The 21,946-nt window shown below is 69.4% G+C and carries 25 protein-coding genes; 14 read left to right on the top strand and 11 right to left on the bottom strand.

Features of this window, described 5'->3' with window-relative positions; all coding sequences use genetic code 11:
* Positions 1-2: 2 nt before the first annotated feature.
* The gene (locus FFS56_RS02450) at positions 3-551 is read right to left on the bottom strand and encodes an XRE family transcriptional regulator (protein ID WP_046749572.1); all 549 of its coding nucleotides are present in this window, start codon (positions 549-551) and stop codon (positions 3-5) included.
* Positions 552-655: 104 nt separating this feature from the next.
* Here FFS56_RS02450 and FFS56_RS02445 point away from each other — a divergent pair, with 104 nt between their 5' ends.
* The 6 genes from FFS56_RS02445 to FFS56_RS02420 all read left to right on the top strand — a co-directional run bounded on the left by FFS56_RS02445 (position 656) and on the right by FFS56_RS02420 (position 5,084).
* Positions 656-1,378 (top strand): AzlC family ABC transporter permease, encoded by a 723-nt coding sequence (locus FFS56_RS02445; protein ID WP_046749571.1) that lies wholly within the window; start codon positions 656-658, stop codon positions 1,376-1,378.
* Positions 1,375-1,689: an AzlD domain-containing protein gene (locus FFS56_RS02440; protein ID WP_046749570.1), complete on the top strand. Its 315-nt coding sequence runs from the start codon at positions 1,375-1,377 to the stop codon at positions 1,687-1,689. The genes FFS56_RS02445 and FFS56_RS02440 overlap by 4 nt, the downstream gene beginning before the upstream one ends.
* Positions 1,690-1,738: 49 nt before the next feature.
* Positions 1,739-2,149 (top strand): histidinol dehydrogenase, encoded by a 411-nt coding sequence (locus FFS56_RS02435; protein WP_127012387.1) that lies wholly within the window; start codon positions 1,739-1,741, stop codon positions 2,147-2,149.
* Between the two features lie 9 nt (positions 2,150-2,158).
* Entirely contained in the window at positions 2,159-2,479 is a 321-nt protein-coding gene (fdxA, locus tag FFS56_RS02430; protein ID WP_045263079.1) for a ferredoxin, read from the top strand.
* Positions 2,480-2,490: 11 nt separating this feature from the next.
* On the top strand, positions 2,491-3,603 hold the full coding sequence (gene dapC, locus FFS56_RS02425; protein ID WP_046749568.1) for a succinyldiaminopimelate transaminase: 1,113 nt from the start codon (positions 2,491-2,493) through the stop codon (positions 3,601-3,603).
* Between the two features lie 191 nt (positions 3,604-3,794).
* Positions 3,795-5,084, top strand: a complete 1,290-nt coding sequence (locus FFS56_RS02420; protein WP_045263168.1) for a citrate synthase — start codon at positions 3,795-3,797, stop codon at positions 5,082-5,084.
* Positions 5,085-5,153: 69 nt separating this feature from the next.
* Here the strand turns inward: FFS56_RS02420 and FFS56_RS02415 are convergent, their stop codons facing one another.
* Positions 5,154-6,530 carry a DEAD/DEAH box helicase gene (locus FFS56_RS02415; RefSeq protein WP_046749567.1) on the bottom strand — a complete coding sequence of 459 codons (1,377 nt, stop codon included), beginning with the start codon at positions 6,528-6,530 and terminating at the stop codon, positions 5,154-5,156.
* Between the two features lie 289 nt (positions 6,531-6,819).
* A complete protein-coding gene (gene dapD / locus FFS56_RS02410; RefSeq protein WP_058633172.1) occupies positions 6,820-7,767 on the bottom strand; it encodes a 2,3,4,5-tetrahydropyridine-2,6-dicarboxylate N-succinyltransferase in 948 nt (315 codons plus the stop codon).
* A 64-nt stretch (positions 7,768-7,831) separates the two neighbouring features.
* Between dapD and dapE the strand changes: the two genes are divergently transcribed.
* From dapE to FFS56_RS02395, 3 genes are all read left to right on the top strand, one after another.
* Positions 7,832-8,905 carry a succinyl-diaminopimelate desuccinylase gene (dapE, locus tag FFS56_RS02405; protein WP_046749565.1) on the top strand — a complete coding sequence of 358 codons (1,074 nt, stop codon included), beginning with the start codon at positions 7,832-7,834 and terminating at the stop codon, positions 8,903-8,905.
* Positions 8,887-10,104 (top strand): hypothetical protein, encoded by a 1,218-nt coding sequence (locus tag FFS56_RS02400; RefSeq protein ID WP_127012386.1) that lies wholly within the window; start codon positions 8,887-8,889, stop codon positions 10,102-10,104. The genes dapE and FFS56_RS02400 overlap by 19 nt, the downstream gene beginning before the upstream one ends.
* Positions 10,105-10,198: 94 nt before the next feature.
* Positions 10,199-10,372, top strand: coding sequence for a DUF3117 domain-containing protein (locus FFS56_RS02395; protein ID WP_071328210.1), 174 nt, complete (start codon positions 10,199-10,201; stop codon positions 10,370-10,372).
* A 117-nt stretch (positions 10,373-10,489) separates the two neighbouring features.
* On the opposite strand, the gene FFS56_RS02390 is transcribed toward FFS56_RS02395, so the two are convergent.
* The gene (locus tag FFS56_RS02390) at positions 10,490-11,128 is read right to left on the bottom strand and encodes a class I SAM-dependent methyltransferase (protein WP_127012385.1); all 639 of its coding nucleotides are present in this window, start codon (positions 11,126-11,128) and stop codon (positions 10,490-10,492) included.
* Between the two features lie 89 nt (positions 11,129-11,217).
* On the opposite strand from FFS56_RS02390, the gene FFS56_RS02385 reads away from it, so the two are divergent.
* Positions 11,218-11,607 (top strand): twin-arginine translocase TatA/TatE family subunit, encoded by a 390-nt coding sequence (locus FFS56_RS02385; RefSeq protein WP_127012384.1) that lies wholly within the window; start codon positions 11,218-11,220, stop codon positions 11,605-11,607.
* Positions 11,608-11,641: 34 nt separating this feature from the next.
* Here FFS56_RS02385 and FFS56_RS02380 read toward each other — a convergent pair whose 3' ends face one another.
* The 4 genes from FFS56_RS02380 to FFS56_RS02365 are packed head-to-tail and all read right to left on the bottom strand — an operon-like array spanning position 11,642 to position 15,054.
* Positions 11,642-12,136, bottom strand: a complete 495-nt coding sequence (locus FFS56_RS02380; protein WP_046749561.1) for a YcxB family protein — start codon at positions 12,134-12,136, stop codon at positions 11,642-11,644.
* 19 nt (positions 12,137-12,155) lie between these two features.
* Positions 12,156-13,277, bottom strand: a complete 1,122-nt coding sequence (locus FFS56_RS02375) for an Mrp/NBP35 family ATP-binding protein (RefSeq protein ID WP_127012383.1) — start codon at positions 13,275-13,277, stop codon at positions 12,156-12,158.
* Complete coding sequence (locus tag FFS56_RS02370; RefSeq protein WP_045263089.1) at positions 13,274-13,786, bottom strand: DUF1003 domain-containing protein; 513 nt, start codon at positions 13,784-13,786, stop codon at positions 13,274-13,276. The genes FFS56_RS02375 and FFS56_RS02370 overlap by 4 nt, the downstream gene beginning before the upstream one ends.
* Complete coding sequence (locus FFS56_RS02365) at positions 13,786-15,054, bottom strand: CBS domain-containing protein (RefSeq protein WP_046749559.1); 1,269 nt, start codon at positions 15,052-15,054, stop codon at positions 13,786-13,788. Before FFS56_RS02365 ends, FFS56_RS02370 begins: the two co-directional genes overlap by 1 nt.
* An 85-nt stretch (positions 15,055-15,139) precedes the next feature.
* Here FFS56_RS02365 and FFS56_RS02360 point away from each other — a divergent pair, with 85 nt between their 5' ends.
* The gene (locus FFS56_RS02360; protein WP_046749558.1) at positions 15,140-15,841 is read left to right on the top strand and encodes a general stress protein; all 702 of its coding nucleotides are present in this window, start codon (positions 15,140-15,142) and stop codon (positions 15,839-15,841) included.
* Positions 15,842-15,866: 25 nt separating this feature from the next.
* Positions 15,867-16,529, top strand: a complete 663-nt coding sequence (locus FFS56_RS02355; protein ID WP_046749557.1) for an alpha/beta family hydrolase — start codon at positions 15,867-15,869, stop codon at positions 16,527-16,529.
* A gap of 6 nt (positions 16,530-16,535) precedes the next feature.
* Here the strand turns inward: FFS56_RS02355 and FFS56_RS02350 are convergent, their stop codons facing one another.
* From FFS56_RS02350 to FFS56_RS02340, 3 genes are read right to left on the bottom strand one after another with little or no spacing between them, the layout of a single operon-like run.
* Positions 16,536-17,444 (bottom strand): phosphotransferase, encoded by a 909-nt coding sequence (locus FFS56_RS02350; protein ID WP_046749556.1) that lies wholly within the window; start codon positions 17,442-17,444, stop codon positions 16,536-16,538.
* A 9-nt stretch (positions 17,445-17,453) separates the two neighbouring features.
* Positions 17,454-18,875 (bottom strand): aminopeptidase P family protein, encoded by a 1,422-nt coding sequence (locus FFS56_RS02345; RefSeq protein ID WP_058631832.1) that lies wholly within the window; start codon positions 18,873-18,875, stop codon positions 17,454-17,456.
* 36 nt (positions 18,876-18,911) lie between these two features.
* The gene (locus tag FFS56_RS02340; protein WP_046749554.1) at positions 18,912-19,934 is read right to left on the bottom strand and encodes an endonuclease/exonuclease/phosphatase family protein; all 1,023 of its coding nucleotides are present in this window, start codon (positions 19,932-19,934) and stop codon (positions 18,912-18,914) included.
* 109 nt (positions 19,935-20,043) lie between these two features.
* Here FFS56_RS02340 and FFS56_RS02335 point away from each other — a divergent pair, with 109 nt between their 5' ends.
* Positions 20,044-20,916, top strand: coding sequence for a PHP domain-containing protein (locus FFS56_RS02335; RefSeq protein WP_113680308.1), 873 nt, complete (start codon positions 20,044-20,046; stop codon positions 20,914-20,916).
* Positions 20,917-20,979: 63 nt separating this feature from the next.
* Positions 20,980-21,894, top strand: a complete 915-nt coding sequence (locus FFS56_RS02330) for a DUF817 domain-containing protein (RefSeq protein ID WP_127012382.1) — start codon at positions 20,980-20,982, stop codon at positions 21,892-21,894.
* Positions 21,895-21,946: the final 52 nt, after the last annotated feature.

The raw sequence follows: 21,946 nt of genomic DNA, 5'->3' as shown, positions 1-21,946 counted from the left end.
GCTCAGCGCAGCTCCGAGATGAGCACGGCTCTGGTGCCCGCCACGGTCGCCTCGAAGACATGGGGCGCATCGCCGGCGTAGGTCAGGTAGTCGCCGGGGTCTAGGAGGACGGGATTCTCCGCCGGACCGATGCGCGCCTGGCCGGCCATCAGGACCACGTGCTCGATCGTCCCGGGGTGATGGGGATCCGACCGGCGTGCGTCGCCCGGCTCGGCCTGGATCAGGTAGACGTCGCGGCGTGCGCCGGGCGGGCTCGCAGACAGCAGGGTCGCGCTGTAGGCGGCAGCGGAGGACGGCACCCCGGACAAATCGTCTGCGCGGATCAGCTTCGGTGCGTTGGACTGCTGGTCGACGAGCACGGCGAAGGGCACCCCCAGTGCGACGCCGAGGGCCCACAGCGTCTCGACGCTGGGGTTGCCCGAGCCGCTCTCGAGCTGGGACACCGTCGCCTTGGAGACCCCGGCCCGTCGAGCGAGTTCGGACACCGACAGACTCGCCGCCTCACGTTCCCGGCGCAGGGTGCGGGCGATGCGCGTACGAAGTTCCTCCATACGTTCATCATGTCAAACGATCGTTCGCTTGACTATGCCGCAGAACGTGTTCAGAATTATGACCATGTGTTCACCGAAGCGAACGGCAGCTCTTGGGCGGCGCGATGACCGCGGAGCGTGAGGTCTGGCGTGAGGCACTCGGCGTGGTGCTGGCGACCAGTGCGTACGGGGTCTCTTTCGGCGCGCTCGCCGTGGCGTCGGGGCTCGACGTGTGGCAGACCTGTGTGCTGAGTCTGCTGATGTTCACCGGGGGGTCCCAGTTCGCCTTCGTCGGCGTCTTCACCGCCGGGGGATTGTCGGCACTGCCTTCCGCGATCGCCTCGGCGGCGCTCCTCGGTGTCCGCAACGTCGCCTACGCCATGCGGATGTCACCCATCATCGGGGGCGGACCGGCTCGCAAGGCCGCAGCTGCGCACTTCACGATCGACGAGTCGACGGCCGTGGCGATCTCACAGGGTGATCCTCGGCTGCGGCAGGTCGGCTTCTGGGTGACCGGGATCGGCATCTTCGTCGGGTGGAACATCACCACCCTCGTCGGGGCGCTCGTGGGCGACGTGCTCGGCGACCCCAGGACGTGGGGACTGGATGCGGCCGCAGCCGCGGCGTTCCTCGCTCTCCTCTGGCCTCGGCTCCGGCAGCGGCAGGCCGTCGCGGTCGGCGTCGCCGCGGCTGTCGTCGCCGCGGCCTTCACGCCGTTCCTGATGCCGGGCCTTCCGGTTCTGGTGGCTGCGGTCGTCGCGATCGCCGTCGGCTGGTTCGATTGGTGGGGTCGTCCCGCGGCCTCGACCGACGGTGGAGCGGACCGGGGTGCGGGGGCGGCCTCGTGACCGTGTGGAGTGCGATCCTCCTCGCCGCCCTGATCTGCCTCGCCCTCAAGGCGGCCGGATACCTGGTGCCCCCTCGGGTGCTGGAGGCGCCGCGCACCGCCCGCATCTCCGATCTGCTGACAGTGGGTCTGCTCGCGGCTCTCGTGGCCGTGCAGACCCTCGGCGACGGTCAGGCGATCACGGTCGATGCTCGCGTGCCCGCGCTGCTGGTCGCCGGCGGCCTCCTGTGGCTGCGGCAGTCCTTCCTCGTGGTCGTCGTCGCGGCGGCGGCGGTCGCAGCCCTGTTGCGTCTGTTCGGGATCGCCGCATGACCGACCTCCCCGATCCCGTCCGGCGGGGGCTCGTCGGTAAGATCGACAGGTGCGCGTGAGCTGGGTGTCGAGAGTGTTGTCGTGGATCGCTGCCGCCCTCGTCGGCGGTGTCTACGGCGTCGCCGGCACTATCAGTCACAGTGTGAGGTGGGGCCCCATCCCCATCGGCATGATCATCGCGGCCATCGCGTGCGCTGCCATCCTCATCGCCGTCCGAACCCTCACGCATGACAGGGGCGCCGCTGTCGCGGCCGGACTCGGGATGATCGGCATGCTGGTGCTGATCTCCGGGGAGGGGCCGGGCGGATCCGTCGTCGTGCCCGCCTCGTTCCTCGGGCAGATCTGGACCTATCTGGTCGCCGGAATCGTCCTGCTCGTCGTCGCCTGGCCCTCCGTCCGACGCCTCCCGGTGCGCACGGAGGCGCCTGCCGCGCAGGAACCCGAGCCGCGCGAGTCGTAGACTGAGGGGGTGACGTATGTGATCGCCCTCCCGTGCGTCGATGTCAAGGATCGCGCCTGCATCGACGAGTGCCCCGTTGACTGCATCTACGAGGGCGAACGCTCGCTCTACATCCACCCGGACGAATGCGTGGACTGCGGCGCCTGCGAGCCGGTGTGTCCCGTCGAGGCGATCTACTACGAAGACGATCTGCCCGATGAGTGGCAGGACTACTACAAGGCCAACGTCGAGTTCTTCGACGAGATCGGGTCGCCCGGTGGCGCCGCCAAGGTGGGTGTCTACTCGTTCGATCACCCGATCGTCGCGGCTCTGCCGCCTCAGGGCGAGTAGGCGCTGGCTCCGTGAGCGTCCGCGATCTCGCCGACTATCCGTGGGATGCCGTCGTCCCGTTCCGTGAGCGCGCGCAGCAGCACCCCGACGGACTGATCGACCTCTCGGTCGGTTCTCCGGTCGACCCCACCCCCGACATCATCCGCCGCGCCCTGGCCGAGGCCACGGATGCGCATGCCTATCCGCAGACGGTGGGCACGCCCACCCTGCGGGAGGCGATCGTCGAGTGGTACGCCCGGCGCAGGGGAGTGCCCGACCTCCGGGTCGACAACGTGCTCCCGACGATCGGGTCCAAGGAACTCGTCGCGCTGCTGCCCACACTGCTCGGTCTGGGGGCCGGAGACATCGTCGTCCACCCGCGCGTGGCCTACCCGACCTACGAGGTCGGCGCACGCGTGGTTGGAGCGACGCCCCTTCCCGCGGACGATCCAGCCGACTGGCCGGAGGGCACCAAGCTCATCTGGATCAACACCCCGGGCAACCCGGACGGACGCACCTGGACCGTCGATGAGCTCGCCGCTGCCGTGCGTCGTGCTCGTGAGCTCGGTGCCGTGCTCGCGAGCGACGAGTGCTACGCCGAGCTGGGCTGGGACGGCGTCTGGGCGACCGAGTCGATCCCGTCGGTCCTCGACCCGCGGGTGACGGGCGGAAGTCGTGCGAACCTGCTCAGTGTCTACTCGCTGAGCAAGCAGTCGAACCTCGCCGGCTACCGTGCGGCGTTCGTGGCCGGGTGCGCTCGTGTCGTCGGCGAGCTTCTCACTGCCCGCAAGCATCTCGGGCTGATGCCCCCGGCACCGGTGCAGCACGCGATGGCGGTGGCGCTCGCGGACGACGAGCACGTCGCCGTCCAGAAGGCTCTCTACCGCACCCGCCGCGATGCCCTGCGTCCCGCGCTGGAGGCCGCAGGCTTCCGCATCGACGGTTCGGAGGCCGGGCTGTACCTCTGGGCGACCGAGGGGCGGGACTCCTGGGAATCGATGGGACGGCTGGCCGATCTGGGCATCCTGGCCGGTCCAGGTCCGTTCTACGGCGGTGACTCCGGGCAGCATGTCCGCCTGGCCCTCACCGCTTCGACGGCTCATGTGGCCGAGGCTGCGCGCCGTCTCACTGTGGCCGACATGTAGATTCCCTCCTCGGAGGGGGCGTCCCTTTGGCGGATGTCACAGTAGGCCTGTGCGACTACTAGGCTGTAAAGGCGATTCGGTCGTGACCCGACCTGGCGCCTGAGCGCCGTGAGATCGCCAGTTCAGGCTTGATCAAGATCTTGTTCGAACCCACCGCGACGAGCGGGGGCGGACACTACGAGGAGGTCCGCGTGAGTGCAGCGGCAGACCAGACGGCGAAGCTGACGATCGGCGACACGACCGCTGAATTCCCGGTGCTGCGCGGCACGGCGGGGCACGACAGCATCGATTTCTCGACGTTGACGCGGCAGACGGGCTACACCGGCCTGGACTACGGTTTCGTCAACACGGCGTCGACGAAGTCGGAGATCACATTCATCGACGGCGACAAGGGCATCCTGCGGTACCGCGGATATCCGATCGAGCAGCTCGCGGGTTCGACGAGCTACCTCGAGGTCGCGTGGCTCCTCATCTACGGCGACCTGCCCTCCGCCTCCGAGCTGGCGGAATTCGACGAGAAGATCCGCCGGCACACCCTCCTGCACGAAGACCTCAAGCGCTTCTTCTCGGCGCTTCCGCACACGGCGCACCCGATGTCGGTGCTGTCCTCGGCCGTCGCGGCGCTCTCGACCTACTACGAGGGTCAGACCGACCCGCACAACCCGGAGCACGTCGAGCTGAACATGGTGCGCATGCTCGCGAAGCTCCCCGTGATCGCGGCCTACGCGCACAAGAAGAGCGTCGGTCAGGCCTTCCTGTACCCCGACAACTCCCTGAGCTTCGTGGACAACTTCCTGAAGCTGAACTTCGGCGTTCACAGCGAGGAGTACGAGGTCAACCCGGTGATGTCGAAGGCTCTCGAGCTGCTCCTCATCCTGCACGAAGACCACGAGCAGAACGCGTCGACGTCCACGGTCCGCCTGGTCGGTTCGACAGGAGCCAACCAGTTCGCATCCGTGTCCGCCGGTATCCAGGCTCTCTCCGGTCCGCTCCACGGCGGGGCGAACGAGGCCGTGCTGACCATGCTCGGTCAGATCCGCGACTCCGGACAGAGCGTCTCGCGCTTCGTCGAGCGGGTGAAGAACAAGGAAGAGGGCGTGAAGCTGATGGGCTTCGGGCACCGGGTCTACAAGAACTACGACCCCCGCGCCAAGCTCGTCAAGGACGCGGCCGACGAGGTGCTCTCGTCGCTGGGCGTCACCGATCCGCTCCTCGACCTCGCCAAGGAGCTCGAAGAGCTGGCGCTGGCCGACGACTACTTCCGTGAGCGCCGTCTCTACCCGAACGTCGACTTCTACACCGGGGTCATCTACAAGGCGATGGGCTTCCCCACGCGGATGTTCACCGTGCTGTTCGCGATCGGACGCCTGCCCGGCTGGCTGGCGCAGTGGCGCGAGCTGCAGCTCGACCCCCAGACGAAGATCGGTCGTCCGCAGCAGCTGTACACAGGATCGCCGGAACGTCAGTTCCCCACGCGCTGAGCGCGTGACGAGAAAGCGCCCCTCCCGCCGTAGCGGAAGGGGCGCTTTCTTCTTCGCCGTGCAGCGGGGTCAGCGACCCTGCGAGCCGCGACCTCCCTGACGGGACTGACCGCTCTGCGTGGAGTACCCGCCACCCTGGCCTGCGCCGGGACGGGGGCGACGACGGCGACGCGACGGCGGGTTGGCCGCGCTGTTCCTCTCGCCGCCGGCCGGACGCTGCTTCGAGGACTGACGCTGCTGCTGCTGCGGTGCCTGCACCGGTGCCGGGCGCACGTGCGGCGCGCGCTCGGGGACGAGTTCGGCGACCGCAGCGGCGGTGACGTCCTCGAGCGGCGCCGTGATGGCAGCCTTGCGCAGAAGATCCTTGACGTCGCGGCGCTGCTCAGGGAGCACGACCGTGACGACGGTTCCGGCAGCACCGGCGCGGGCTGTGCGGCCGGAACGGTGCAGGTATGCCTTGTGCTCGACCGGCGGGTCGACGTGGACGACGAGGTCGACGTTGTCGACGTGGACGCCGCGCGCGGCGACGTCGGTCGCGACGAGCACCCGCACGCCGCCGTCCTCAGGGGCGGTCGAGAACGCACCGAGGTTGCGCTCGCGCGCGTTCTGCGAGAGGTTGCCGTGCAGGTCGACGGCGGGGATCCCCGCGGCGGTGAGCTGCTTCGCCAGCTTCTTCGCCTGGTGCTTGGTGCGCGTGAAGAGGATGCGCCGACCGGTGCCGGAGGCGAGCTCGCGCACGAGAACGGTCTTGTTGTCGGTGGAGTCGACGACCAGCACGCGGTGCGTCATCTCGCCGACGGGAACGCTCTCCTCATCGACCTCGTGGCTGACCGCGTTCGAGAGGAAGCGGCGCGCCAGGGTGTCGATACCGCGGTCCAGCGTCGCGCTGAACAGCAGGCGCTGTCCGCCGGCGGGCGTGGCCGTGAGGATGCGGGTGACGCCGGGGAGGAAGCCGAGGTCGGCCATGTGGTCGGCTTCGTCGAGCACGGTGACCTCGATCGCGCTGAGACGGAGGACCTGCTGCTTCATGAGGTCCTCCAGGCGGCCGGGGCAGGCCACGACGATGTCGACACCGCCGCGCAGTGCCTGCTCCTGCGGGCGCTGGCTGACGCCGCCGAAGACGGTCGTGACGCGAAGGCCGGCGGCCTCGGCGAGAGGAGTGATCGTCGCGGCGATCTGAGTCGCGAGCTCACGCGTGGGGGCGAGGACGAGACCACGCGGCAGGCCGGCGCGGCGCTGACCGCCGGAGGTGGCGAGGCGGGCGACGAGGGGGAGCGCGAAGGCGATGGTCTTGCCGCTGCCGGTGCGTCCGCGACCCAGGAGGTCGCGTCCGGCGAGAGAGTCGGGCAGCGTGTCGCGCTGGATGGCGAACGCCTCGGTCTTACCCGAGTCGGCGAGAACGGCGGCGAGCTCGGCGGGAACGCCGAGTTCAAGGAAAGTAGACATGCAGAAACTCCGTCAGCGCACGAATGAACGGCGCGAGATAGGGGGTGAGGTGGGCGACGGCGCGGAATCGCGCATCGGTTCGCCGTTCGAAAGGCCAGCTCGTGCTGGTGGTGGGAGCGGTTCCGCTCGCTTCGGTCCTCGGAGACCCCGTGACGACGACGATGTTGGGTACCGGCGGTACACGCAACGGAGTCAGTCTACCAGTGCATGCATGAGCTCGGCTGCATGTCGGCTCCTGCGCGGGTCGCCGAGGCCACCTGCGCGCACTGACACCCGCCGCCCGGGGGTCTCAGGCGTGCAGGGCCTCGTTCAGCGTCACCCCGACGCCGGCGCGGCGGACGGCCTCGACGGCACCGCTGAGCGAGTTGCGGCGGAACAGCAGTCCGTCCTGACCGGAGAGCTCTCCGCCCTTCACCGTCCTCCGCCCGCCATCGGCGGTCACGGGGCCGTCGACCAGGACGATCTTCGTGCCGGCCGTCACATAGAGGCCTGCTTCGACGACGCAGTCGTCACCGAGGGAGATGCCGATGCCGGCGTTGGCGCCCAGCAGCGTGCGCGCGCCGATCGCGACGCGGTGCGTCCCTCCGCCCGAGAGCGTGCCCATGATGGAGGCGCCCCCGCCGATGTCGCTGCCGTCGCCGACGACGACCCCCTGGGAGATGCGGCCCTCCACCATCGACGCGCCGAGCGTTCCGGCGTTGAAGTTGACGAAACCCTCGTGCATGACAGTGGTGCCGGGGGAGAGGTATGCGCCGAGGCGCACGCGGGAAGCATCCGCGATGCGGACACCGGTCGGCTGCACGTAGTCCGTGAGACGGGGGAACTTGTCCAGACCCTGGACCTGGATGCCTGACCGCTGGAGGAGCGGACGCAGGCGGGCGGCGTCCGAGGGCAGGACGGGTCCCGCGTTGGTCCAGGCGACGTTCGGGAGATGAGCGAAGACGCCGTCGAGGTTCACATCGTTGGGGCGCACCACCAGGTGGGAGAGCGCGTGCAGACGAAGATAGGCGTCCGCGGTCGAAGCCGGTGCGGCGTCGAGGTCGATCTGCAGCTGCACGACTTCCACCGTGACGTTGCGTCGCTGGTCGGCTCCGGTGAGATCCGCGAGCGCGGTGACGGCGGCCTCATCCGCCTCCGCGGTTCCGGTCCGCACCTCGGGGTACCACGCATCCAGGACGGTGCCGTCTCCGGCGATCGTGGTCAGTCCGATACCCCATACCGTGCGCGCGTCGCTCATCCCTCCACGCTATCGCGCCCGCAGCGCGGTGACTGCACGCATGACGGGTAAGTAGTCTTGACCCATGGTGCTCGATCTGACCGCGTCCTCCGTCGACCTCACCCGTGCGATCTGCGATATCCCCAGCGTCTCCGGAGACGAGAAGACACTCGCCGACGCCATCGAGGCGGCCGTCACGCCGCTGGGGCACCTGCAGGTCTTCCGCCACGGCAACACCGTCATCGCGCGCACGGATCTCGGTCGCGCGCAGCGCGTCGCGATCGCCGGGCACATCGACACGGTGCCCATCAATGCCAACCTCCCCACCCGCGACATCGAGATCGACGGTGTGCCGTACCTCTGGGGTCGTGGGACCGTCGACATGAAGGCAGGGACCGCGGTGCAGCTGAAGCTCGCTGCGGAGCTGGTCGAACCCGCGATCGACATCACCTGGATGTGGTACGACAACGAGGAGGTCGAGGCGTCGAAGAACGGCCTCGGGCTGCTCGCCGCCGTCCGCCCCGACCTGTTCGAGGCCGACTTCGCGATCCTCGGTGAGCCCTCCAACGGCGAGGTCGAGGGCGGATGCAACGGCACGATGCGGGCGATCGTGCGCACGTCGGGCGTCCGGGCGCACAGCGCGAGGGCATGGATCGGGGAGAACGCGATCCATCGTGCCGCGCCGATCCTCACCCGGCTCGCGGAGTACCGGGCCAGGGAGGTGCCGGTCGAGGGGCTGCTGTACCGCGAGAGTCTGAGCGCCGTGCGCATCGCAGGTGGCGTCGCGGGGAACGTCATCCCCGATGCCTGCGAGGTCGAGGTCAACTACCGCTTCGCGCCGAGCAAGTCCGCGGCGGAGGCCGAGACACATCTGCGCGGAGTCCTCGCGGGGTTCGACGTCGAGATCACCGACGCCGCCGAGGGTGCGCGTCCCGGCCTCGACGCGGAGATCGCGAAGCAGTTCGTCGCCGCCGTCGGTGCGGAGCCGCGGCCGAAGTACGGCTGGACGGATGTCGCCCGCTTCTCCGCTCTGGGGATCCCCGCCGTCAACTACGGTCCCGGCGACCCGCACCTGGCCCACCACGATGAGGAGCGCGTGCCGCTCGCGCAGATCGACGCCGTGGAGCGGGGCCTGCGCGCATGGCTCACCTCGCACTGAGCGCAGCGCGCCGTTGGGCGAAGGCGCCGATCGCGCTGCGCGTCGCGCTGATCTACCTCGGGGCGCGGGTCGTGACGACGGTGTTCCTCATCATCGCCGCATCGCTGTCGACCTCCTCCTCGCGCTTCGGCGCCGGGGCAGGCCTGATCGATTTCGTGCTCGGCTGGGACGCGCAGTGGTACTGGCTCGTCGCCGAGAACGGGTACCCGACAGAGCTGCCGCTCACGGATGCGGGCGACGTCGCCGAGAATGCCTGGGCCTTCATGCCGGTGTTCGCATATGCGGCCAAGGGGATCGGTCTCGTGCTCGGTTCCTGGGGAGCAGGCGCCCTCCTCCTCTCTCTCGGGGCCGGATACCTGGCGTGCCTCGTGCTGCACCGGCTGCTGCGCGAGCGCATCGGTGATTCCGCTGCGCTGTGGGCAGTGGTGTTCTTCGCGGCCGGCCCGATCGCGGCGATGTTCCAGGTGGGATACGCCGAGACGCTGTTCCTCCTGCTGCTCTTCCTCGCCCTCGACATGACGGCGCGGCGGAAGTACGCCTGGCTGTATCTGCTCATCCCGGCGATGGCCTTCACCCGCCCCGGTGTCCTCGCCTTCGCGCTCTATCTCGGATTGCACGGGGTGGTGCGCTGGGTCCGTCGCCGCGACGATCCGTTGGTGGGGAGGGAGATCGCCCACATCCTCGCCCTCGGGACGCTCGCGACCGCGTGCGGATTCGCCTGGCAGGTGATCGCCGGCATCACGACAGGGGATGCGGGGGCGTATCTCGCGACCGAGCTCGCCTGGCGTCAGCACTGGATCACCGGCGGCGTCGAAGGGTTCATCCCTTTCGAGGGGTGGATCCAGGCGTCGCAGTTCTGGTTCGGTCTCTGGGGCTTGCCGCAGTGGTGGGGGCCCATCGCCCTGGTGCTCATCGTGGCAGGTGCCGCCGCAGTGCTCCTGCTCTCACCGCAGGTACGGGCGCTCGGCGTCGATCTTCGCCTCTGGAGCGCGAGCTATCTGCTCTACCTGCTCGCCGTCTTCTTCCCCCAGTCGAGCACCTTCCGCCTGCTGCTCCCGCTCAGTCCGTTGTGGGGCGCGGTCGCCGTGCCGCGGACTCGGCTCTGGCGTCTCGGCGTCCTGGCGGCATGTCTGGTCGGTCAATGGGTGTGGATATATCACGTGTATGGGCTCGGGAACACGTTCTGGCAGGTCCCGTGACCGTGGAGCTCGACCCAATTGTTGCTCCGTGACCTCCAGGTCCCGGTGACACCCGATAAACTCATCCCATACCACCGGAGGAAAGGGAGCCACGATGGCAGCGATGAAGCCGAGGACCGGAGACGGGCCTATGGAAGCCGTGAAGGAAGGACGACTCATCATCGTGCGCGTTCCACTCGAAGGCGGCGGCCGCCTGGTCGTCTCCGTGAACGACGCCGAGGCCAAGGAGCTTCACGACGTGCTTGGCGCCGTCGTGGCACCGGCCTGATCGACCAGGGATCCGCGTCAGCGGATCCGAAAGGGCGGTGGTTCCTCGGAACCACCGCCCTTCTTCCTGGGTCGGCACCTGCGTGGTCGGCACCGCCTCCATCGGGAATCCGGGCGATCAGCCGCGCTCTGCGAGGCTGATCAGCTGCAGCAGGCCTTCGCCCGCGGGGGAGAGCGTCGCGAGCACGGCCGAAGACTCCTGCGTCTCCTGCACGAGGGATCGGTAGGCGGCCGTGACCTCGTCGCGCTGCACCGGGTCGGCGACGCGGCCGCCCGCCAGGACACGCGGCACGAGCACGAGGCCGCCGGTGCGTGCGAGACGCAGACCGTGCTCGACGTACTCGATGACGTGCTCGGGGTCGGCGTCGACCAGCACGATGTCGTAGGAGTTCTCGTTCATGCGCGGGAGCAAGTCGATCGCACGCCCCGTGATGAAACGTGCTCTCGTGGAGGGGATCTTCGCGTCGGAGAAGGCCTGCCGCGCAGCGGCGAGGTGCTCCGGTTCATTGTCGATCGAGGTGAGCACGGCCTGGGGCGCGCCGCGGAGCAGCCAGAGTCCGGAGACACCGGCACCGGTGCCGATCTCGACGATCGACCTGGCGCCGGTCGCGGCGGCGAGCACAGCGATCTGAGAGCCGACGGACGCGCTGACGGGCATGGCCCCGAGCTCGAGCGCGTGCGCACGGGCGCGAGCGATGGCGTCGGGTTCCACGATGGACTCGCGCAGAAAACGCGCGTTCGCGTCATGCTCGCTCATGGCCTGTATCTCCCTGCCTGCCTGTGATCTTCTCCAGCGTATTCGGTCCGCGAGTGCGGGGACCGCAGGCGCGGCGGTAGCCTGTAGAGATGACGTTCGGGCTCACCTTCGAGAAGCTGTTGCTGATCGGCCTCATCGCGGTTCTGATCATCGGCCCCGAGCGTCTCCCGCGCGCAGCGGAGAGCTTCTCCCGTATGGTCCGCAAGGCCGGCGAGTACCTTCGTGCGACCAAGTCGAGGGTGCGCGAGGAGATGGGCCCCGAGATCGACGACGTCGACTGGCGCAAGCTCGATCCCCGCCAGTACGACCCGCGTCGGATCATCCGCGATGCCCTCATGGAAGAGCCGCAGCCGGCGACCCCGATGCAGGCCACAGCGACGATCGCGGAGCCGGTCGCAGGCTCCATCGCCACCTCGCGCGCGGTCCCGCAGGAGTTCAGCGCGACCAACCGCCCGCCGTTCGATCCCGAGGCGACCTGACCCGGTCGCGACGTCAGGGGTCCGCGGGAGAGGGCTAGGAGATCCGGGAGCGGAGAGCGGCGATGTCGTCGTCCGTCAGCAGCTCGCGGGGTATCGCGGTCGCGGCCGAGGTGTCGCGCAGCTTCAACAGCACCGCGTCCCTTCCCACGTGCATCCTCTGGAACGTGCGGTACGCGATGTCGGAGCGACGTCGCCCGCTTCCCATCTGCAGACCCTCGTCTTCCAGTGACACCCACACGCGTGTCCCGACGGGCATCGCGATCCGCACGGCGGTGCGCGCCCCCGACACCGACATGAACACGGCGAAACCTGCGAGCGCGACGATGAGCACGGGCATCCAGCCTGCCCCGTAAGGTCCCTCTTCCCCCGGAGCCACCGGCGCGGTGAGGTTGACGACGCTGAAGACGAGCGCCGCCGCGAGTGCGACCCACATGACGATGGCCGCAGGACGGGTCAGCGAGTAGATCGCGGCGTCGCGTGCCATCCGTCGCAGCAGGCTCTCGTCGACGGTCAGGGAACGTGCAGGCATCCGAGCATCCTCCCAGTCCCTAGCGGATCGACATGGGCAGGGATCGGCCGGAGAGACCCCTGCCCCGGTGCGCGAGCGCGCTCGCGAGGCCGCGGATGGTCACGGCTGCGGCATCGTCCGTGTCGTCGGAGACGATCGGCCGTCCGGTGTCTCCGCCTTCGCGCAGGGCGGGGCTCAGCGGGATGGATGCCAGCAGCGGGACCGCGGCTTCCGGTTCGGAGAGTGCTTCGGCGACGGCCGCGCCGCCTCCGGAGCCGAACAGGTCGACGACAGTGCCGTCGGGGAGGGTGTACGCCGCCATGTTCTCGATGACGCCGATGACGCGCTGGCCCGTCTGCCGGGCGACGAGTCCGCTGCGGATGGCGACGTCGGCGGCGGCGGTCTGCGGCGTCGTGACCACGAGCACCTCCGCATGGGGGAGGAGCTGGCCGATCGAGATGGCGATGTCGCCCGTTCCCGGTGGCATGTCGATCAGCAGCACATCGAGGTCGCCGAAGAACACGTCGGTGAGGAACTGCGACACCGTGCGGTGCAGCATCGGACCGCGCCACGCGACGACGGATTCGCCGTCGCGGAGGAACATCCCGATGGAGATCGTCTTCACGCCGTGTGCGACAGGGGGGAGCATGAGGTCGTCGATGCGCGTCGGCTGCGTGCCTGCCGGGATGCCGAGCAGGCCAGGGATCGAGAAGCCGTGCACATCGGCGTCGACGAGCCCGACGGAGAGACCCTGCGCGGCGAGGGCGACCGCGAGGTTGGCCGTGACCGTCGACTTGCCCACGCCGCCCTTGCCGCTGGAGACGAGGATCACGCGGGTGAGGGAGTCGGGGCCGAACGGCATGTGCCGTGCTGGCCTGCCCGCGCGGAGCTTCGCCGTGAGCGCCTTCCGCTCGGTCGGAGTCATCACGCCGACCTCGACCTCGACCTCGGCGATACCGGGAACGGACGCTGCAGCCTCGCGCACATCCGTCTCGATCCTGGCAGCGGCGGGGCAGCCCACGATCGTCAGGACGATGCCGACGTGTGCGCGATCACCCTCCACCGAGATGTCGCGGACCATGTCGAGATCGCCGATGGGACGACGCAGCTCGGGATCCGTCACAGCGGCGACGGCGGATCGGACGCGCTCCACCGCCGTCACGATGCGGAGCCGGATCGGGTCTTCTCAGGAGACTCTTCGAGCTCGGCGAGAAGAGCCTTGAGCTCCTGACGGAGCACGTCGCGCGTCACGACCTGCGAATTGCGCTCCTCGAGCGACATCCGCAGCGCCACGATCTCGCGGGCGAGGTACTCGGTGTCGGCGAGGTTGCGCTCTGCACGCTGGCGGTCCTGTTCGATCTGCACCCTGTCGCGGTCGTCCTGACGGTTCTGCGCGAGCAGGATGAGGGGTGCCGCATAGGAGGCCTGCAGCGAGAGCATGAGCGTCAGAGCCGTGAACCCGAGCGCGGCGTCGTCGAAGCGCAACTCGTCCGGCATCAGGGTGTTCCACACGATCCACAGCACGCAGAACAGGGTGAGGATCAGGAGGAACGCCGGCGTCCCCATCGCCCGCGCGACCCACTCCGTGAAACGGCCGAAGCGGTCGCGTGAGGTCGCCCTGGGGCGTGTGGTCGTGCGCCCTGGCGCGTCGAGGCGGGGGGAGCGGGGCATCAGCGCACCTCCTTCGCCGGAGCGGCGGCGTCGTCATTGTCGTGCGAGCGCCAGTCGTCGGGCAGCAGGTAGTCGAGCACGTCGTCGATGCTGATCGCTCCGACCAGGCGGTGCGCCGCGTCGATCACCGGGAGCGACACCAGGTCGTAGCTGGCCAGGAGGCGTGCCACCTCGGCGGCGGAGGCGGTGACGGGCACGGGTTCGAGACTGTCGTCGAGGATCGCGCCGAGCCGTTCATGCGGCGGGTAGCGCAGCATCCGCTGGAAGTGCACGAGCCCCAGCAGGCGCCCCGTCGGCGTCTCGAACGGGGGGAGCGTCACGAACACCGCGGCGGCCAGGGCCGGATGCAGCTCGTGGCGGCGGATCAGCGCGAGCGCTTCGGCCACGGTGGCATCGGCGGACAGGATGATCGGTTCCGGGGTCATCAGACCGCCGGCCGTGTCCGGGCCGTAGCGCAGCAGCATCCTGACGTCTTCGGCCTCCTCCGGCTCCATGAGCTCGAGGAGCTGCTCCAGACGGTCCGGTGCCAGCTGCGCGAGGAGGTCGGCCGCGTCGTCCGGCTCCATCTGGTCGAGGATGTCGGCCGCGCGCTCGTCTCCCAGGCGATCGAGGATGTGCACCTGCTCGTCTTCGGGCATCTCCTCGAGGGCGTCCGCGAGGCGGTCGTCGGAGAGCTCCTCCGCGACCTCGATCATGCGCTGCTGCGGGAGATCGAGGAGGGTGTTGGCGAGGTCGGCCGCATGCAGCTCGGAGTACGAGGCGACGAGCTGCTCCGCCGACTGCGACTCGCCGGGAGCACGCTGCTCCGTCACCTCGCTCCAGGCGGCGAAGGTCGTCGGGCCCTTCGCGAAGGGAGAGGCGCTGGTCTTGGGTCGGCGGAGGAACAGCTGGCTGATCGCCCACTCGCCGAGCCGGTTGGGCTCGATCGCGATGTCCTCGATCACGGCGGTGCCGCTGCCGTCGACGAAGCTCACCCGTCGCCCGAGCATCTCCGCCAGCACGCGGACCTCACCGGCGCGGGGGGAGAAGCGGCGCACGTTGATCAGGCCCGTGGTGATCACCTGGCCGGAGCGGATCGAGGTGACGCGTCCGATCGAGAGGAACACGTGTCGTCGCCCGGGGATCTCCACGACCAGGCCGATGACGCGGGGTGCCGCGGTACTTCGATACACGACGACGACATCCCGGACCTTGCCGAGCCGGTCGCCGACGGGATCGAAGACGGCGCACCCGGCGAGGCGCGCGGCGAATACCCGTTGTGTGCTCACCTCTCCAGAGTAGTCGGCGGCTCAGGTCTCCGGCGGGATGGCCGCGCCTCGGGCCGTCCATCGGCGCGCGTGGAAGAATAGCCGGATGAGCATGCTGAACCGGCCCGCGAGCGGCACAGACACCGGCGAGATCGTCGCGTCGATGCGCGACTACGAGAGCGCGCAGAAGACGGTCTCGAAGCTGATCGCGGGGGAGGTGCCCGCGCGCGACATCGCCATCGTCGGACAGAGCGTGCGCACGGTCGAGCGGGTGACCGGCAAGCTCGGCTATGCCGCCGCAGCGCGCTCCGGCGCGATCAACGGCGTGCTGATCGGTCTCTTCCTCGCCGCGATCCTCGTGCTGGGCAACCCCGAGGTGCCGATCCAGCTCTTCCTGGGCTTCGTGCTCATCGGCGTCGCGGTCGGAATGCTCCTGAGCCTGATCACCTATGCGATCGTGCGTCGTCGCCGAGACTTCGCCAGTGTCACGCAGTTCGCCGCCGATCACTACGAGGTCACCGTGCTCTCCTCCTCGCTGGGCAAGGCCCGTCAGGTGCTCGGGGCCAACAAGGTCGCACCGGTGCGTCCCCCCGTCAACCTCGATGAACCGCCCCGCTACGGCGAGCGGATCACTCCTGGGGCAACGGTGCCGGAAGCCACGCCGGCGCCCGAGCCCGTCCCTGCGCCCGAGGAACCCGTCATCCCGCCGCGCCCGGCAGACCCGGTGGCGGAGCCGGTGCAGCCGGAGCACACTCCCGCTCCCGATCCCCGCCCGGACTCCGACGGAGTCCAGGGCGAGCGGGCATGACGTCGGTGCCGGTTTCCGCCGCCTGATGGTCGAGATCCAGGTCGAGCTGCCGACCGGACCTGCGGCGGTGTCCGCCGACTGGGCCCCCGGCGACAACGGCGCGACGGTGATCGTCGCGCACGGCGCCGGGACGGGCAAGGACCATCCGTTCTTGACGGGCTACGTCGATGCGCTGAGCGAGAGCGGCTTCTCGACTCTGCGGTTCAACTTCCCCTACGTCGAGCAGGGACGACGCATGCCCGGTCCCGCCCCGCATGCGATCGCCACCTGGAATGCCGTCGTGGCCTTCGCCCGCTCGGCCGACCCCGCGGCGACCGTCTGGGCGACGGGGAAGTCGTACGGCGGGCGGATGGCGTCGATGGCGGTCGCCGAAGGTCTGCGTGTCAACGGGCTCGTCTACCTCGGCTACCCGCTTCATCCGCCGGGGCGGCCCGAGAAGCCGCGCATCGAGCATCTGCCGGACATCACGGTGCCGCAGCTCTTCGTCGAGGGGACCAACGATCCGTTCATCCAGCCCCTCTCGCAGTTCGAGGAGGCGGTCGCGAGCTGTCGGGATGCGCGCGTCGTCTGGGTCGATGGCGGCGGGCACACCTTCGAGGTCAAGGGGCGGAAGCGCCCGGCGGAGCAGATCGGAGCGTCACTCGCGCCGATCGTCGCGGAGTTCGTCCGCGCTCGCCGATCCGGCTGAGAGCGGTCAGTCGATGAGCGCGGAGAGACCTGCATCGGCCAGCAGACGTCGCACCGTCGAGATGCCCAGTGCGCTCATGATCGGGTTCGAGGCCTCGTAGTACCAGCCGAGCCCGAGCGCCTGCTGGAGCGCCCATGCCGCGCCCCGGTGCCATTCGACGTCGTCCGCGCCGACGTCGTCACGGAGGATGCGCCGTGTCGGTGCGTCGAAGAGATGCCAGGCCACGACGAGGTCGAGGGCAGGATCGGCGGGTCCGAAGCTTCCGCCGTCGAGCACGCCGGCCAGTCGCGTCTCATCCGCACGCTCGGCGACCAGGAGATTGAACGGGGTGAGGTCTCTGTGGCTCATCACCTCCGCGACGGGAGACGGGAGCTCCCGCAGCACGGCCCAGAGCCTCTCGGCGCGTGGCGCATCGAACAGGTGCGCGCTCCTGGCGAGGCAGTGCGCGACCCACTCGTCGTGATCGCCGAGGCGACCGCCGCGACCGTTGCGGTCGAAGGTGCGTCCGCGGAGGTCGACGGCGCGCAGTGCCAGGATCAGCGAGGCCAGGTCGCGCGCCAACGCCGGGGCGGCGGCGGAGCGCGCAGGGTCCGCCGTCTCGCCCTCGACCCAGGTCTGCATCGCCCAGGCCGAGGGGAACTCCGGCGACGGCGCGGCGATCCCGTACGGTCGCGGCGCGGGGTAGGGACTGGCGGCGGCGAACTCGTCGAGAGCGGCGGCCTCGCCCGCGAGCTCGGTCTCCGTGGCCCCGAGCAGCGGGAACCGGGCGACGTGTTCCCCGCCCACGCGGATGATCCTGTTCACGGTCCCCGTGAGAGGCACGGGTCGCACCGGCTCTCCGCGCAGTTCGGGGAACCGCCGGGCGATCAGGCGTGCCGCCGCCGCCGTGTCGAGCGCGAGTTCCCCTTCATGCATCCGCCGATGTCAGCTCTGCAGGCGTGCGATCCACGCCTCGACCTCGTCGGCCGTGCGCGGGATGCCGGCCGAGAGGTTCACCGGACCGTCCTCGGTCATCACGATGTCATCCTCGATGCGCACGCCGATGCCGCGGAGCTCGGCGGGCACGGTGAGATCGTCGATCTGGAAGTACAGCCCCGGCTCGATCGTGAACACCATGCCCGGTGCGAGGATGCCGTCGTAGTACATCTCGCGGCGGGCCTGCGCGCAATCGTGCACGTCGATTCCGAGGTGGTGCGAGGTGCCGTGCACCATGTAGCGCCGGTGCTGACCGCCCTTGTCGGCGTCCAGAGCCTCTTCCGCTGTGACGGGGAGCAGACCCCACTCGGCCGTGCGCTCGGCGATGACCTTCATTGCGGCACCGTGCACATCGCGGAAGCGCACCCCGACCTTGGCAGCGGCGAACGCGGCATCCGCTGCTTCGCGGACCGTCTCGTAGACGCGGCGCTGCACCTCGGTGAACGTGCCGGAGACCGGCAGGGTGCGGGTGATGTCGGCGGTGTACAGGCTGTCCGCCTCGACGCCGGCGTCCACCAGGATCAGATCACCGGGAACCACGGTCCCGTCGTTGCGGGTCCAGTGGAGGTAGCAGGCGTGCGGCCCTGATGCGGCGATCGTGTCGTACCCCTCGCCGTTCCCGTCCTCGCGTGCGCGGCGGTGGAAGACACCCTCCACGACGCGTTCGCCGCGGGCGTGCGCCGTCGCAGCGGGGAGCTCACGGATGATGTCGTCGAAGCCGTTCGCCGTGATCTCGACCGCGCGGCGCATCTCTGCGATCTCGAACTCGTCTTTGATGAGACGCAGCTCGGAGACGAAACGGGTGAGCGCCTCGTCCTCGTCGAGCACGAGCTCGCCCTCGACCGCCTCGAGCTCGTCGAGGTGCGCCGTCGTGATCTGGAGGTCGGCGGCGACGCCGGCGAGGGAGGGGCGCGGTCCGATCCAGAACTCGCCGACCGTCGCGTCGGCGTAGAACTCCGTGGTGGTGCGGTCGGCACGCTCGCGGAAGAAGAGCGTGATGTCGTGACCGTTCTCGGTCGGCGCGAAGACGAGGACGGAGTCGGGCTCGGCATCGGAAGCCCACCCCGTCAGGTGCGCGAAGGCGGAATGCGCCCGGAAGACGTAGTCGGTGTCGTTGCTGCGCTGCTTGAGCGAGCCTGCCGGGATCACCAGACGCTTGCCGGGGAACGCGGCGGAGACGGCGGCGCGGCGGATGGCTGCGTATGAGGCCTGCGCACGCGGGGCAGGGAGCGTCTCCGGACGCTCGGCCCAGCCGGTGGAGATGGTGTCGAGGAAGCCCTGCGGGAACGGCTGCTTGCGGTTCGTCGTGCCGTTCTCGGCAGACGCTTCGACGGTGGGCTCTGCGATCGTGTCGCGCTCTCCTGTGCTCATCCCTCCAGTCTGTCACCTGGTGGGCCGGCGTGGGACTCAGCCGGCGGGCTCGAGCTGCACGACGAGGGCGCGGTGGTCGCTTCCGCCGGCATCGTCGAGCACGACGGAACCGCTCGGCGACCAGTTCTGCGACGCCATCACATGATCGATGGGTGCACCGGCGAGGGCGGGCAGCGAGCTCGGCCACGTGCCCGTGAGTCCGTTCCCGGTGCGGGCGGCCACATCGCGGCAGTATCCGATGTCGCCGCCCTCAACTCCGAGCGGAGCCATGTGATCGACGGTGGCGTTGAAGTCGCCGGCGAGGATGAAGTCACCCTGCGGGCACTGATCGGCGATCCACTGCAGATCGCTCCGCCACTGCTGCATCTCCTCCATACGCGGGGCCACCGCGTGCACCGCGACGATCGTGGGGCCGGTCCCATCGGTCGGCATGAGCACGACGCTGGGAACGGAGCCGGTGTTGCTCGTGCCGTCCTTGGCCGATTCGATCACGGAATACTCGCCGAGGTCTGGAGCGACGAGCACGGTGGTGTGCCAGGACTGCGGGCCGTCCTGCACATCCGGTCGGAACTGCACGTGATGCACCCACATCGGATGTCCCTGCTCGCGCAGCATGATGGCGATGCGCTCGCCGACGGCCTCGGTCGTCTCAGGGAGCGCGACGATGTCGGCTCCCTGATCGAGGATCCGCTGCGCGATCACCTCCGCGGAGACGGCCTCGCCCGCGGTGTTCCAGGTGAGCACGCGCACACTGCCGTCGGTCTTCTCCGGGAGCGCGGATGATCCGAAGCCGCGCACGGCTCCGATGGCCGCGGTCGCACCCGCGCCCAGCAGCGCCACGATGAGGATCGATGCGGCGAACCCCCTCAGCGGGCGGGCGAACAGGAGGAGGAGCGCCAGGGCCGCGACGACGAGGAATCCGCCGAGTACGAGACCGCGCGCCGATACCAGCTGCGCGAACGGGTACGTCTGTTCCAGACGGAAGAACTGCGGCCACACCACGATCGCCGTCGCGATCGCGAGAAGCACGGTGAAGAGGATCCCCAGGAGACGAAACATCCCCTCCAGCCTAGGAGCGCCGCCTGGGAAGTCCCTGCCTCGACATCCGTGCCGAGCCTGAGCGGGATGGAGCGGGCCTGGGGCCGCGGATGCTCGGTACGCTCGGAGGATGGCCACTTCGTCCCCCGGGTTCGCCGGTCCCGCCGACCTGCACCTGCACTCCAACCATTCCGATGGCACGGAGTCGCCGGCCCAGGTGGTGGCCCAGGCGCATGCGCACGGGGTGCGTACTCTGGCGCTGACCGATCACGACCGCACCACGGGGTGGAGCGAGGCCGGAGATGCGGCTGTCGAGCTCGGTATGACGTTCATCCCGGGTATGGAGCTCTCCGCGAAGCACGAGTGGCGGAGCGTCCACGTGCTCGGGTACCTCTTCGACCCGGAGGACGAGGCGCTGCGTGCGGAGACCGATCGCATCCGCGGCGATCGGATCGGCCGGGCCGAGCGCATCGTGCGCAACATCGGGCGGGACTACGACCTGCAGTGGGACGACGTGGTCGCGCAGACAACGCGGGATGCCACCGTGGGGCGCCCGCACATCGCCGACGCCCTCATCGCGCGCGGCATCGTGCGGGACCGGACGGAGGCCTTCGACGGCATCCTGCACCCTCGCGAGGGCTACTACGAGCCGCACTACGCGCCCGATCCGCTGACGGCGGTGCGTCTGATCACGGACGCGGGGGGAGTGGCGATCATCGCCCACCCCGTGACGGCGGGTCGCGACCGCATGATGCCCGTGCCGTTCATCGAGCGACTCATCGCCGCGGGGCTCGGCGGATTCGAGGTCGAGCATCGGGAGAACACGGAGTCGGGCAAGCGGGTGCTGCGTGAGATCGCCGCGAAGCACGACCTCATCGTCACCGGATCGAGCGACTATCACGGCACCGGCAAACCGAACCGCCCTGGCGAGAACACGACCTCCGAGGAGATGGTGTCCAGGCTCATAGCACGAGGCACCGGCATCGCCCCGCGTTTTCCCTGACCCTCGGCGTTCTGTCGGCGACTTCCCTGCGGGCTGTCGAACCGGACCGATACCGTCCGAGGCATGCAGCGAGCGACTTCCCTGGAGCGGCGCGTCGACGCGTGGGCTCACCGGCTCCTCCGTGACGCCCCGTCGAACGGTGTCCGCGCTGGCCTCATCGAGTTCTCGGTGTTCGTGGTCAAGCAGGCGTGGGCGTGCATCTTCGGTGGAGCGCTCCTGGTCCTCATCGTCGCCGCGCGCCTGTGGTATCCCGACGACGCGGCGCTGGCCCGCAACGACGCGCTGACGATCGCTGCGGTGCTGATCCAGATCACGATGCTCGTCTTCCGCTTGGAGAGCGGCCGTGAGCTGTGGGTCATCGTCCTGTTCCACATCACCGGCACCGTGATGGAGCTGTTCAAGACCGATGTGGGTTCGTGGGCGTATGCCGCAGACGGGATCCTCCGAATAGGCGGGGTCCCGCTGTTCAGCGGCTTCATGTACGCGGCGGTCGGGTCGTACATGGTCCGCGTCTACCGGCTGTTCGATCTCGGGTTCACGCGGTATCCGCGACGCTGGATGACGGCGATCCTCGCCGGGGCGATCTACGTCAACTTCTTCACGCACCACTGGTGGTGGGATGCGCGGTGGGTGCTGCTCGTCGGAGTGGTGCTGCTGTGGCTCCCGACCGTGATGCACGCGCGCGTCTGGCGGCGTACGATCCGCCTTCCCCTGCTGGCCGTCTTCGCGGGTGTGGCGGTGTTCATCTATCTCGCCGAGAACATCGGCACCTGGGCGGGCGCGTGGGCCTATCCGGATCAGGCCGGAGGGTGGCAACCGGTCTCGCTGAGCAAGCTGAGCTCGTGGTTCCTGCTGATGATCATCTCGGTCGTCCTGGTGGCCTGGGTGTATCCGCCGCAGGTTCCCGGAGCGCTGTTGCGTACGACGGGGAGCGGAACCGCCAGGAGAGTGCAAGGGGGCGGCGAGGGTCGCGCCTGACGTCGTCGCCCGTGCATGCGAGAGGGCGCATGGTTCGGGGGGTTCCCGACCC

Origin of the sequence: Microbacterium sp. Beta, from assembly GCF_005502545.1 — a bacterium.
GTDB lineage: Bacteria > Actinomycetota > Actinomycetes > Actinomycetales > Microbacteriaceae > Microbacterium > Microbacterium oxydans.
The sequence above is the reverse complement of the archived record's forward strand: the minus strand, read 5'-3'. Positions and strand labels throughout refer to the sequence as shown.